Source organism: uncultured Campylobacter sp. (assembly GCF_938045405.1).
Lineage (GTDB): Bacteria > Campylobacterota > Campylobacteria > Campylobacterales > Campylobacteraceae > Campylobacter_B.
Map to the genome: position 1 here is coordinate 1 of NZ_CALIMW010000231.1, position 12,651 is coordinate 12,651.

The following is a 12,651-nucleotide window of genomic DNA, read 5'->3' on the forward strand; positions in this document are numbered from 1 at the left end:
CGACGAGTTCTTCGTAGATGTGAAACAAAGTATAACAAAGCTAGCGAATACGATACGCATAGTGCGTGATAGTTCGCAAGAAACAAGCATGGCGGTATCGAATTTTATCGATAAGATGCAGAATTTAAGAATTAAACTAAATAAAACAATCGAGAAGTAAAAATGGAAAATTTAGTAAGGGACGAGACTATATCGGTCGAAGTTCTAGAAAAAATGTCGCAAGACGAGCTAGATGAATTAGCAAGAAAAAAAGCTCAAGAGATATTTTTAAATATCCAAGGAGCTAAAGAAAAAATAGAAAAGGCAAAACGTCTGTCATCGGATGCCGAGGGCTTGGACATAGGTGGATCTGATATAAAAAATTTAATAACGCTCGGTATTTGCGGCAAGAGTAGAGAAGATAAACTAGCCGATGCACTAAGGCTTACAAACAAAGCTCAAATTAGCCAGAATGATGCGATTGACGAGCTTTCTGAAATTATACGAGAATCTATAAAATTTACGCAAATGACAAGCAAATTCTCGTTATCGCTACACCGTGCTATGGCATTTCTATTTGAAAACGGGATAAAAGATGCAAATGGAAATATTATCAAATTAAGTGATGAGAGTGCAAAAGCGTTTCGTAGTCTTGTAGACGCTGCAGAAAAATTTGCAGTAGACCAGGCAAGGCTTGACGATAAACATGAGCAAATGTCTCAACAAATTAATCAAATTTACACTACGCTAAATAGTAAAGCTCAAATCGATGACGCTCAAGAAGCAGCAATTACTAGTAATGCAAAAAATATTGAGAAGATTATTTTAAATCTAGATGATAAAAATAATCTAGACACCAAGCAAGACGAGCTTATAGCAAAGAATGCAGCTTTGATAGCACAAAATTCTGAAATCTTGCGCAAACTTCAAACTAAAAGTAGCATTAAAATTTATATGATTTGCACTCTATCTTTGGTAATTTCGCTAATTAGTCTAGCATTGCACTTTATAAAAATTTAGTCTTTTTGCCCTAAAGCCCCAGCTCTATCGCCAGATCCTTTACCGCTTTGAGATTTACCTTGCCGCTGCCGAGCACCGGGATTTGCTCGACCTTTTTCACGACGCTTGGCTGCATTATCGGCGCCAGCGCGGAGTCCTTCAGGCGGCGCGAAATTTCATCCTCGCTCGCCTCGCCCACGTAAAGCAGAGCGATCTTCTCGCCCTTTTTCTCGTCTTTTAGGTTTACGCACGAATAGATCGCGCTTTCGCCTAAAATTTCGCCCACGGCGCTCTCTACCGCGCCCAGGCTGATCATCTCGCCGCCGATTTTGGCAAAGCGCGAAAGGCGGTCGGTGATAAATAAAAACCCGTCGTCGTCGATATAGCCGATGTCGCCGCTCTTGTAGTAGCGCACGCCGTTTATTTGCGCGATCGCTTCGGCGGTTTTTACCGGCTCATCGTAGTACTCCTTCATAACCTGATGTCCGCCGATTAAGATAAGCCCCTCCTGCCCGTTTGATAGCGGCTGAAGCGAGGCGGGATCGGTGATCTTTATGACCGTGCCCGCAAGCGGCAAGCCGACGCTCTTTTCGCGGTTGAAGTGAAGCTCTTTGAAAAAATCGGGCTCGAGGACGTTCGGCGTATTTACGCTCACCACCGGCGCAGTCTCGGTCGTGCCGTAGCCCTCGTAAATTTCGATGCCGAATTTTATCTTAAATTCCTTTCGGACGTTTTCGTTTAGCTTCTCCGCGCCCGCAATCGCCAGACGGATACTTCCCAGCATAAGCGGATTGAGCCTTTTGTTTTTGGTGTAAAGCCTAAAAAACGTCGAAGTGCCGAACATTATCGTAGCGCCGTATTTTGCGCTCATCTTGCCGACGCTAAAGGCGTCCGTAGGATCGGGCACGTGGATGCTTAAAATTCCGTCGTTTAGCGGAAAGAGCGTCGTTACGGTAAGTCCGAAGCAGTGAAAGATAGGCAGCGACGCTAAAATCGCGTCGTGCTCGGTAGCGTTTATGAGCTCTGAAATTTGACGGACGTTCGCCATTATATTTTTATGCGTCAGAACCACACCTTTGGGCTTTCCTTCGCTGCCGCTGCTAAATAAAATGGTCGCTACGTCATCTATCGCGTGCGGCTTAAAATACAGCGCGCGAAATAAAATTTTAGGCATCAGCAGCGATTTTAGCGCGCAGGCTATGCGCTCGTTTTTAGAGGTGCCCTCACTTAGATCTTCAAGATACACGAGCCGATCGCCGATCGAACTTTCCAGCTCAAAGCCCTTTGATTTGAGCTTTTCTACGAATTTGCGCGAGCTGATGATCGTGAGGATATTTGCTTTATCCGCGCAGTAGATTAAGTTCTCTTCGCTTAGCGTGTAGTTTAAATTTACGCTCGTTTTGCCCATCGCAAAAAGCGTTAAATTTACGGCGCTTGCGATGACCGAGCTAGGCAAAACGATACCTACGTTTTCCTCGCTGCCTATGCGGCTCTTTAGTCTTTTACGAAGTATCAAAACGGCGCTCATCATCGCTAAATTTGTGAAGCTCACTCCAGTGCTATCGACCGCCACGCGCTTAAAAGGCGATCTTTTGGCTTGATTTAGCCAGTTGTAGGCAAGCGGCTTTAAGCTTGCGAGGTATTTGCCCCAGCTGAAAAACGACAGCTCCGTTACCGCGCGCTTTACTTCGTGCGCCTTGGAATTTGCCTCGATCGGCGCGCCGAAGCTTACGCGAAGCGCGTTTTTGCCGCTTTGCGAGATCGTTCTTTTATAATGCTCGCTGGCGCGCGAAAATGTCGATCCCCAAAGCCCTCTGATATAAAAAGGCACGATTGCGGAGTTCGTATCGTGCGCGGCTAGCTCAAATCCGCCCTGAAACTCGTCTATGCGGCCGTTGTAGCTGATGTGGCCCTCGGGGAAGAGCCCCACTACTTCACCAGCATTTAGCGCCTCGCGGATGCTTTCGATCGCGCTTTTGCTCACGCCCGCTCCGATCGGAATGACGCGGAAAATTTTAAAAAACCACTTCAAATACCACAGATCGTAGTAGCTGCGATGCATCACGAAGCGCACCCCGCGCGGGCAGGCAAGCTGTACCACCGCCCAATCGATCCAGCTGATATGGTTGCCCAAAAGCAGTACGCCGCCTTTTTGCGGGATGTTTTCGATGCCGTCTACGTGGACTTGGTAGCCAAATTTCATAAACGGAATGAGTAAAATTCTAACGAAAAGCTGCGGCAGATATTTCGCGCCGAAGATCCCGCAGATAAGTACGCAAAGAGCAGCCATAACGAAAATTTCGCCGCTGGCGACCGCAAAATGCACCAAGATGATGGCGATGAGCAAAAACAGCACCATAAAGATATTTTGGATGAAATTTGAGCCCGCAAGCACCCGCCCCATGCGCTCATCGGCGGTGAAAAACTGAATGACGGCGTTGAGCGGCACGATGAAAATTCCGCCGCTAAATCCGAAGAAAAACGATGCCGTACCGAGCCAAAATACCGAGTGCGCGTTGGCTAGCACCATTAGCGCGAGCGCCAGACCGAATGCGCCGAACGGCACGATACCGAGCTCAATATGTTTTTTGCAGTAGCTGCCCGCAAAGATCGAGCCTAACGCGATTCCGATCGCGCTAAGAGCTAAGATTACCTGGATCACCATTACGTTGTCGCTGCCGCTAAGGCTCTTGTAGTGAGCCGGGAAGGTCGCGATCACGAGCTGTGAGACTGCCCAAAACATCGAAAGTCCCAGCGTGCAGAGCAGGACGTTTTTATCTTTGATTACAAATTTTAAATTTTGCTTCAAGTAGCGCAGGCGGAGATATTCTTTCGTATTAAATTCCGCCTGCGGCTGCGCGGCGTCGAAGAATGGAATTTTATACGAGTAGTATGTTTCAAGCACGGAGCCCGCGACCAAAAGCACGCCGATGAACCAAACCGAGCTCATCAGCTCGCCCGCGTCGCTGCTGCGAGCTGCAAACAGCTCGAAAATCACCGAAAAAACAAGCGATGAAAGCAGAATCGCGATGATGGTAAGAGCCTGCACGAGGCCGTTTGCCGCGCCTAAATTTTTCGCGCCGACGATCTTTTTAATCAGGCCGTATTTGGCGGGTGAGTAGATCGCGCTTTGCGCCGCAAGCAGGATCGTCATAAAAAATGCGAAATAAAACCACCCGCACGCATAACCGAGCGTAATGAGCGCGGTAAGCGCGACGCCGAGTTTCGCGCAGATCCGCGTAATGCGGGTGCGCGAGAATTTGTCGTTGAGATAGCCGCTGGCGCTAAAAAGAAATACGTAAGGCAGCAAAATCAGCAAATTTACAAGCGAGGTAAGGGCGATGAGAGCGCCGGAATCGGCGCTTTTTACAAGGACGTTTTGAATCGTGATCTTATGGCCCAGATCGACGCTTGCGTTGATAAACATAATCGCCAAAAACGGCAAAAATCCGTTGATTTTTAATAAAGATTTCAAGCTATCTCCTTTAAAAACGGGATTTTATCTCACGGAAGTTAACGGACGCAAATTTAAGGCGGCTTCGCTACAATTACGCAAAAATTAAAGGAAAAATATGAAAGTACGTATCACCAATCGCGACGTCGATAACCTCAATAAATTTATGCTGCTTTACAGCAAAAAGGCGCGCAAACAGCGCCTAGTCAGCACCTACGCCATACCGTTTGAGTTTTTGCTCATGGGCATCATCATCGACGGGCTTTTAAAAACGGCGCCGATTGCGAGCGTGGCGTCGGTTATTTTGGGTGCGGCGTGGCTTATTTTTTATCCGAAATTTTACCGCCGCATGCTAAGAAAACATCTCTCTGCCGCTAAGCTCGCGCAAGACTCGAGCACGGAGATGAGCTTCGTCGCGAACGACGAGACGATCTCGTTTTCAAAAGGCGAGCCGCGCGCAAGCGAGCAATTTGCCGCGCGTTCGCTAAATCGAATCGCTGCGGGTGGGGAGAATTTTTTCTTGGCGTTTGATCGCGGTTTTCATATCGTCCTTCCCAAAAATGCCGAGACGGACGCTGCGGTGCAGCAGCTCGCGGGTCTGCGCGGGCTGCAGATCGAACCCGTGGATATGGACGTTGAAATTTAGAGCTTTGCTTTTAAATTTACGGCTCGCAAAATTCGCGGTACAAATTTAAAATTCTAGAATTTCGCTATGTAGAATTCTACATCTGGAATTTAGTCGCGGCAGCGTTTTCTCTTAGGGGGCTACTTGATCTGCTTCGCTGCGCTCGCAAGAAACGTCGCCGGGCTCACCTTGCGTCGCTACGCTCGTTTTGCGAGAGCGCTCTCCTTCCCCCTTAAAATCCCCTAACCCCTGGCACGCTCAAGGGGCGAGCCTTGCAGTCCGCGTTAAATTTTTATATCGCAAGAATCACAGTTTTGTATTCATCTACTTGGTAAAATTTAACTCAGGCGTAGCCTGCACCACTTAAAGCGTCGTAGGGGGATGGGTGGGGCTTGTGGGCGAGCAGAGCAATGCGGTGCTGCGGGGCAGCGCCACCCTCTGCGAGAGGTGTGACCTCGCAATGGGGGCCCCTTCCCGCCCCAAGAGAAACATATCGCGGGCTAAAATTTAAACGGAATTTCATTTTGTAATAAATTTAAAATTTCTCTATGTAGAATTTGCCTCTAGAATTTAGGTAGTGACGGCGTTTTCTCTTAAGGGGGAAGGGGCGCTACTTGCGAGGCGCTCCCCTTCCCCCTTAAAATCCCCTAACCCCTGGCACGCTCAAGGGGCGAGCCGTAGGCTCGCGTTAATGCGCTGCGCGCGGAGTTAGGCGGTAATTTAACTTTATAAAGCGCCCCGTGCGAGCGTCTTATAAAGTCAAAATTTAAGGAGCGGATATGAAATTTCCAAAAGAGCTACAAGCCAAACGCACCAAGTGCATAGTATACACCCGCGTGATGGGCTACTTGCGCCCGGTAGAGAGCTTCAATATTGGTAAAGTGGGCGAGCATAAGCAGCGCGTACTCTTTGAAGAGAAGAAAGATGTCGCTAGCACTAAGTAAGCGCGAAAGCGCAAGTGCCCTAAAAGATGATGCCGACGCCAGCTATAAAGAGCTTGCGGCGATATTCGGCATCAGCGTCCAACGGGTAGCGATGATCGAGCGAGCCGCCCTTGCAAAGCTGCGCCATCCCAAAAATCGCAAGGCGTGGATAGCGATATTTGAAACCCTCGCCGAGATCGAAAAATGCAGAGCTCAAAGGCTCGGCAGCGGTTGGACGTTAAAGGGGACAAAAAGTTGAAGCTAAAGGATCTAATCAATTTAAGCGCGCAGGATTACAGCGCCGCAGCTCTTCGAGAGCTGCACACAAAGATGAGCGCCGCAGTACCCTCCGCAGTAAGCGTAGGTTTGCGCTCGGTGCGTCGCGACGAGGTAAAGGGCGAGCAGCTCGTAAAGGGCTGGGCATTTTACGTGAGCTTTTTCTATGGCTCCAAAAAACCTTGCGCGGAAATCGCCTGTTTCGGCAGGCTTCATATCTGTGCCGATGAGACGATGGCAGAAAGCCCGTATATCGGGAAAATTTTAAAGTATTTACAAGGAGCGTAACGTTTATCGGGCTCTTTTTACAAGAGCCTATATAAGCGCTAAAGCTGAACCGCTGAAAAATCTAAAATTTTGCGAAGCAAAATTTCTGAAACTTTAGGTGGGTGCAGGGAGCGTAGCTCCCGCTCGCAAAGAGGGGCTTTGCTCCTCTGCGAAATCAAATTTAAAAGAAAGGAGAAAATATGGACAAACGAACGGCAAGGCTGGTATTTGTAAGCTCGCCGTATGCAAGTATCAAATGCAAGCATGATCGAGATCGCGACTACTACGCCCGCAAGCTTGCCGAGCAAGCCTGCGCCATCGTGCGCGCCAACGGCTACGAGCCTATATCGCCCGTGCTTGCATGGATGGGGGTGTATAGCGAGCTGGAGCGAGATCGTATAATGAAAAACTGCGAGGAGCTCCTCTCGGTATGCAGCTACTACTACTTTTTTGCCTGCGAAGGCAGCGAAAATAGCAAGGGCATGGCATACGAGCGAGAGCTTGCAAGGCAGCTCGGCGTAAATGAGTTGAAATTTAGTCTTTTCGATGAGTGAGGAGAGCATGGTGCGGATCGTAAAGAAGAGTAAAAACACGCTTCCGATCTGCCTACGATACGGCTACGTAATAAAATATGGACTAGCCAAAAGATTTAAAATTTTAGGAGGAATACCATGGAAATCAAAAGTTTCAGCGATATCGACATCGCGCTAAAAAGGGTATGCGAGCTAAGCGTAGGCATAGAGAAAATCAACGGCGAAGTAACGCTTGAGTGCAACCGCATCAAAGAAAGCAGAAAGGCCGAAGTTGAGCGGCTAGAGAGTGAGAAAAACTATATCGAGCAGCAAATTACGTTTTTTTGTGAAGAGAATAAGCACGAATTCGCCGAAAAACGCTCGAAAGAATTTACCTTCGGCGAGATCGGCTACCGTCTCACTAAGAGCGTAAGCCTTCCTCGCATCAAAGTAAAGGTAGAAAGCCTGCTAAAAGCGATCAAAAGCTACGGATTGGCCAAAGAATGCATTATATACGAGGAAAAACCTAATAAAGATGCGCTAGCCGAGCTAAAAGATGAAGATCTCGTAAAGCTGGGGCTAACAAGAACCGTAAAAGATAGTTTTCGCATAGTGCCGAAAATTGAGAGTTTGCAAAACGATTAAAGGGCTTTAAGCCCTTTAAAATACGTTTAATTCGGCATTAAGCGTATTTTAAAAGGTTTAAATTTTAAGGACAAGCGATGACCAAATCCCAAGAGATTTACCGCAAAAAACTTCTAGCAATGATCCATCTGCACCCGTTTCATAAGCACGCTGTGCAAGAAGGGGCGTGGGATGTATTTTTGCAAAGCTGGGGTGTGGGCAGCTGCGCCGAGCTAAACGTAAAAGAGCTCGCAAATGTGCTAGCGGTAATGGACGGCAAGGCCGCTCCTTGCAGATTTGAGGACGCAGCGATCGCCCCACAAGTGTTTGCTATAAGAAACATATGGCAAAGAGTAGCGGTAAACGTAAGCGAAACTGCACTGCTAGCCTTTGTAGGGCGCATCATTAAGCAGCCTTGCACCGATGTGTCAAAGCTAAGTAAAAAGCAAGCATCCTGGGTTATTGCCGCTCTTAGGAAAATGAGGGAGGCTAGATAGTGTTTTGCCCGAAGTGCGCACACGAAAAAACCGCCGTGCTAAAAACCATAAAGGGGCTAAAAAATATCCGTATGCGCCGCTGCGAAAAATGCGGCTATACCTGGATTACTGAAGAAAAACCGCTTAAAGATAAAGATCTGGCGGGTTACGTAGAGTATATTGACGAGATAGATAAAAAGGCATAAAAGGTTTAAAATCCGCCTAAATTTGGTGAATTTAAAAGGTAAAAAATGAGAAATTTAGCTAGATCCTTAATAAGATTTAAAATTTTAAAAGCAAAGGGCGAGGTAGAAGCCTTGTTGCAAAACTACTCACAGACGCAAAGACAGAGGCTGGAGCAGATCTTAGATGAAATCGTAGCTCTTAGCACGCAAGAAACGGACGCGCCTACGTTAAAAAAGCTACTCTTAGATAAAGCTGCAAGTGCAAATATCGAGGTTAGCCCACAAGATTTAGAAAGCATATATATCATCCTTGCGCAAAAGGTGAGCAAAAAGCTTGCCGTAGCGGCTGCGGGGCACATTAAAGAAGCCGTTAAATTTAGCTTTGACACCGTCGATGCCGAAGCGATCGAGGCTATGCGCAAGGGATTTTATTGGATGGGCAAAGAATACAACGAAAGGCTGCAGAATAGGCTAAAAGATATTATCGAGCGGGTTTTTAAAGCAGAGATTGCAAACGAGGAGGTAGGCTCCGCACTGAAAGAGGAGTTCGGCTCCATTATAAACGCAGATGAGAGCTATTTTAAAGGAGTAGCCGATCATATCGCACTTCAGGCACAAAACGTAGCTGCCGTGACGCAAGGAAGCAAATACGGCGTGCAATTTTACAAGGTACTTGCGATCTTGGACGATCGTACTACAAAAATTTGCCGCAGCATGCACGGGCGCATAATACCTGCCGAGCATCTAAACGCGCAGGCGGATAAAATTTTAAACGCCCATAGCTTGGCCGATAAAAAAGCCGCCGCCGCGTGGCGAGATCAGGCCTTTTTAGGCAAGAGCCTACCTAAAAACTTCGGTCTGCCTCCATATCATTTTCGTTGCCGTACCGAGGCGGTGCCCGTGTGGATCGATGAAGAGGAGGAAGGCGGAGTGATGATGCGAAACACGCAGCCGCTATGGGAGGACGAACTTATCCGCCATATTGATAAAACCGGAGTTGAGCGTATCCTAGACTCTAAGGCGGCGAACGGCGGGCACGGGTTAAAAGAGAGATTAAAACAAAACGACAAGTTAAAAAGCGATATAATAAAAGCGCTCAATTCGATAACCGCCATAGCCCCTCAAAAGGGCGAGGAAAAATTCAGCAACGCTATAAGCAGCAACGGCTATTTTATGGTATTTGACGGCGATAGAATAGTGACGGCTTTTAAACCCGCTAAAGGCGCACTCGCGTATTTTAAGGAAAAAAGCCTAACATCGAAGCAAGAGATCGTTAAAAGGTGGTGGCAAAAATGAGAGATTTTATTCTTTACATCGATGAGCCCGAATGGGGCATATACGAAAAGGGCTATAAGCTCTGGGCGGGAGAGGATTACGATAAAAAGCTTGCGGATAGATATCCCTTTGCCGCGCTTTGCGTTAAAGAGGGCCTGATTATGGGCTTTTTCGATATATCTTCTATCTCGGACGAAGTGGTAAAAACGGCGCAAAATGATGAGATGATGAGGGAAGTGTGCAACTTCAGGGTACTCATTCATAATAAATTTAAAGAGAGTTTTAAAGGCTCGCTCGTGGATGCGCTTCAATACGTCAAGGAGCACAGGGATGAATAATATAGACAAATTTGACATTTTAACGGGTAAAATTTTAGCTAAGCTTTATGAAACTTTTCCGGTAAAAACCTCTTTGCTTCCCGAGGATTTTGGGGTAAAAGACGCTATGCGGGAGTTTTTAAACGGAGGCAAAAGTGAAGCAGTTGATATGGCGGAGTTGGAATTTTTTGCCGCCAGCGTATCGTGGCTTTTAGAAAATGAAATAATCGTCGCCAAAAAAGGCGGATTAGGGATATATTACGAATGCGGCTTAAGTTTTAAGGGGCTAAGGCTTTTAAAAGCTGTGCCTCCTAGCATAGATAGCGATAGAAAAAGTATAGGCGAGAGCCTAAGCGAATTTGCTAAGGCGGGTTTTGAGGACGGATTAAAAAAGGCTATGAGTGCGCTTATCGTTTATGCTGGGGCATGGGTGAAAAACAAGATAGGCGGATGAATGAAAAATTTAAATAAAATTTTAGAAAAATTTCTCTATCGCGTGGGTGCAGAGACCGTAAACGTAGCTAAAGAGCATACCGCGCCTATTAAAACGGGCAGGCTAAAGCGAGATATCATGGTCGTAAGAGTGGATGCAAGAAGCGTAACGATAGGCAATACTGCAGGGGTGAAATATGCTAAGTTCGTACACGGCGGCACGGGGCTTTACGGCGCTAAAAAACGCAAGATAACGCCTAAAAAAGCTCGCGCGCTAAAGACGCCGTATGGATACAGAAAATCGATCAAAGGACAAAAGCCAAATCCCTATCTTTTAAAGGCCTGGGAGGGCTATAAAATAAGAGGATTGCGGAGGGCTACCGCAGCGCTTGCAGGAGATATAGGAGATAACCTTGTTAACGATATAAAGACTGATTTAGTGAAACATTAAAATAAATCAGAATATACATAGTCTTTAATTTTTCTATAAGCATTATTTGTATATATTATAAGCCCTCAAAAGGAGAACAGCATAAATATGGATTTAGCCACCGAGAAAGAGTTGGTTGAACTGCGCGATGAATGGTCTGTTATTTGTGAAAACAAGGGCGACGAAGGAGCTGTTTTTGCGCAAGATGTCAACAACAAAGTTGAGAGGTTAATAAGGGATATAAAGCAAAAGGAATTTTTAGCTTATACCCTAAAAAATGATAACGGTGAGTTTATTGCGCTGCTTGATGTTATACATGCCCTGCCCAATACTGATATTGGATGGCTTAAAATATTTGATATGACAATTACGCCCAAGTGTACTTTGAGCGGCGGCAATGAAACGGAAATAAAAAGAGTTTTGCGAAACGTATTTGTGGAGGCTCTAAAATTATTATTAGACAAAAATAGCGATGTCAATGAAATAAAAATTTATGCTAGAAACGATATAACTAAAGAGTTGTTCAGTGATATAGCTTCAGATGTTAATTTGAAAGAAACTTTATCGAAAATCAACGTAGTTATATTGTTCCAAGCCAAATGGCTTGTTTTGCGAAAAAAGAGTAATCCGGGCGAAAGGAGAAGAGATGACTAAAGAACAAGAACAAAAGGTTATCGTAGCTTTTGATAAAGCTATAGAAAAAGCGCTGGCTAAACATTTGCAAAAGTGGTCTATTAAGACGCTTGATTTTGTAAATGCTAATCCCGATACTACGGATTTTTATATTGTATTGGAGAAAGCCAAAAATATAGTGGCCTAAAACAGCTTTATTTTGGCGGGATCGCTCGGTTCCGCCAAATTGTTGCTTTATAGTGTAAGAATTTCTTTTGCTTTAAAGTCTTAAATTCGAAGAGCTACCGCAACGCCGCAAAAAATATACAAGAAGAAGTATAGAATATAATGGTAAACCTTAAAGCCTTAAAAGTATAAGTTATTCTGCGAGATTTCCAATAAAAAGACTTTGTTTGGTATATTCGCCTTTAAAATTTTGATGGTTGTCTATAAGGGTATGTATTTCGTTTAGATCTATCCATTTTGGCGATGGAGCAGGCAGTATTTTTAAATCCTCAAACTCTTTGCCGGCTTGTTTGAATATGGCTCTACGATGCGTTATAGCTTTGCCGTTTATCGCGTAAATATCGAAATCTCCGAATTTATTTGTTTTGGTATCATCTACAACATAGACTCCGCCCTGAGTATGATCTCCGAGCGTTGCGAAGCATTTGATAAACAAATATCCTTTATATTGCGTGTGGGCGCACATTACGGGGGTATATCTTTTATAATAAAAAATATACATATTAGTAAGAAGATCTTCGTATTTTCCTATATCTGCTTTGACATTTTCATCCCTACTTTCGCATCCGCTGAATACAAACATAACTATAAATAAAAAGACAAAAAATTTTCTCATGGTATCTCCAATTATAGGGCAATAAAAATATAATTATACCGAAATTTCAAATTATATACGCTTTATTCCTCCTCTCGCGTACCTTTTCAAAGTAGCTAAGCGCTAAAGCCAACGCCCAAAACCTATCGGCATGGCCGTGCTCGTTTCGATCGCTATCGTATAAAAAGCTCTTTTGCCCCGCTTTACGCTTTATAGCGTGTAGGTCTGCGATAAGCAAGGGATCGTTCGGGATAGATATACTTTTATCCTCAAAGTGCTTCTTTAAATTCAGAGCTAAAGCCTCCTTGACGCTAGCGGTAAAATATACTCCGCTCACGCGAGAGGTAAAGCGCGATTTAAGCCGCTCTGCTACCGGCATACCGATGCCGGTTTTATCGATCTTAAGGCAAGCCAGTAAATTTAG

17 protein-coding genes and 1 pseudogene are annotated in these 12,651 nt (G+C 45.5%); 15 read left to right on the forward strand and 3 right to left on the reverse strand.

Annotated features, from left to right (window positions below; translation table 11 throughout):
- Positions 1–162 precede the first annotated feature (162 nt).
- Positions 163–999, forward strand: coding sequence for a hypothetical protein (locus tag Q0140_RS09585; protein WP_297964077.1), 837 nt, complete (start codon positions 163–165; stop codon positions 997–999).
- Positions 1,000–1,009: 10 nt separating this feature from the next.
- On the opposite strand, the gene Q0140_RS09590 is transcribed toward Q0140_RS09585, so the two are convergent.
- Positions 1,010–4,453 carry an acyl-[ACP]--phospholipid O-acyltransferase gene (locus Q0140_RS09590; RefSeq protein ID WP_297964079.1) on the reverse strand — a complete coding sequence of 1,148 codons (3,444 nt, stop codon included), beginning with the start codon at positions 4,451–4,453 and terminating at the stop codon, positions 1,010–1,012.
- 97 nt (positions 4,454–4,550) lie between these two features.
- Here Q0140_RS09590 and Q0140_RS09595 point away from each other — a divergent pair, with 97 nt between their 5' ends.
- From Q0140_RS09595 to Q0140_RS09660, 14 genes are all read left to right on the forward strand, one after another.
- The gene (locus Q0140_RS09595) at positions 4,551–5,078 is read left to right on the forward strand and encodes a hypothetical protein (RefSeq protein WP_297964081.1); all 528 of its coding nucleotides are present in this window, start codon (positions 4,551–4,553) and stop codon (positions 5,076–5,078) included.
- A 758-nt stretch (positions 5,079–5,836) separates the two neighbouring features.
- Complete coding sequence (gene nrdD, locus Q0140_RS09600; RefSeq protein ID WP_297964083.1) at positions 5,837–6,001, forward strand: anaerobic ribonucleoside-triphosphate reductase; 165 nt, start codon at positions 5,837–5,839, stop codon at positions 5,999–6,001.
- Positions 5,982–6,239 carry a sigma factor-like helix-turn-helix DNA-binding protein gene (locus Q0140_RS09605; protein ID WP_297964085.1) on the forward strand — a complete coding sequence of 86 codons (258 nt, stop codon included), beginning with the start codon at positions 5,982–5,984 and terminating at the stop codon, positions 6,237–6,239. Before nrdD ends, Q0140_RS09605 begins: the two co-directional genes overlap by 20 nt.
- Positions 6,236–6,544 carry a hypothetical protein gene (locus Q0140_RS09610; protein ID WP_297964087.1) on the forward strand — a complete coding sequence of 103 codons (309 nt, stop codon included), beginning with the start codon at positions 6,236–6,238 and terminating at the stop codon, positions 6,542–6,544. Before Q0140_RS09605 ends, Q0140_RS09610 begins: the two co-directional genes overlap by 4 nt.
- A gap of 179 nt (positions 6,545–6,723) precedes the next feature.
- Positions 6,724–7,077, forward strand: a complete 354-nt coding sequence (locus Q0140_RS09615; RefSeq protein ID WP_297964089.1) for a hypothetical protein — start codon at positions 6,724–6,726, stop codon at positions 7,075–7,077.
- A gap of 117 nt (positions 7,078–7,194) precedes the next feature.
- Positions 7,195–7,680: a host-nuclease inhibitor Gam family protein gene (locus Q0140_RS09620; RefSeq protein ID WP_297964091.1), complete on the forward strand. Its 486-nt coding sequence runs from the start codon at positions 7,195–7,197 to the stop codon at positions 7,678–7,680.
- 77 nt (positions 7,681–7,757) lie between these two features.
- Entirely contained in the window at positions 7,758–8,156 is a 399-nt protein-coding gene (locus Q0140_RS09625; RefSeq protein ID WP_297964093.1) for a phage protein GemA/Gp16 family protein, read from the forward strand.
- Complete coding sequence (locus Q0140_RS09630) at positions 8,156–8,341, forward strand: hypothetical protein (protein WP_297964095.1); 186 nt, start codon at positions 8,156–8,158, stop codon at positions 8,339–8,341. The genes Q0140_RS09625 and Q0140_RS09630 overlap by 1 nt, the downstream gene beginning before the upstream one ends.
- Positions 8,342–8,386: 45 nt before the next feature.
- Positions 8,387–9,616, forward strand: a complete 1,230-nt coding sequence (locus Q0140_RS09635; RefSeq protein ID WP_297964097.1) for a hypothetical protein — start codon at positions 8,387–8,389, stop codon at positions 9,614–9,616.
- The gene (locus Q0140_RS09640; RefSeq protein ID WP_297964099.1) at positions 9,613–9,933 is read left to right on the forward strand and encodes a hypothetical protein; all 321 of its coding nucleotides are present in this window, start codon (positions 9,613–9,615) and stop codon (positions 9,931–9,933) included. The genes Q0140_RS09635 and Q0140_RS09640 overlap by 4 nt, the downstream gene beginning before the upstream one ends.
- Positions 9,926–10,366: a hypothetical protein gene (locus Q0140_RS09645; protein ID WP_297964101.1), complete on the forward strand. Its 441-nt coding sequence runs from the start codon at positions 9,926–9,928 to the stop codon at positions 10,364–10,366. Before Q0140_RS09640 ends, Q0140_RS09645 begins: the two co-directional genes overlap by 8 nt.
- A complete protein-coding gene (locus Q0140_RS09650) occupies positions 10,367–10,795 on the forward strand; it encodes an HK97 gp10 family phage protein (RefSeq protein WP_297964103.1) in 429 nt (142 codons plus the stop codon).
- Between the two features lie 87 nt (positions 10,796–10,882).
- Positions 10,883–11,428, forward strand: a complete 546-nt coding sequence (locus tag Q0140_RS09655; protein WP_297964105.1) for a hypothetical protein — start codon at positions 10,883–10,885, stop codon at positions 11,426–11,428.
- Positions 11,421–11,594, forward strand: a complete 174-nt coding sequence (locus tag Q0140_RS09660) for a hypothetical protein (protein WP_297964107.1) — start codon at positions 11,421–11,423, stop codon at positions 11,592–11,594. Before Q0140_RS09655 ends, Q0140_RS09660 begins: the two co-directional genes overlap by 8 nt.
- 171 nt (positions 11,595–11,765) lie before the next feature.
- Here the strand turns inward: Q0140_RS09660 and Q0140_RS09665 are convergent, their stop codons facing one another.
- A complete protein-coding gene (locus Q0140_RS09665) occupies positions 11,766–12,248 on the reverse strand; it encodes a hypothetical protein (protein ID WP_297964109.1) in 483 nt (160 codons plus the stop codon).
- A 46-nt stretch (positions 12,249–12,294) separates the two neighbouring features.
- A pseudogene (locus Q0140_RS09670) lies at positions 12,295–12,651 on the reverse strand (hypothetical protein); the annotation flags it as partial.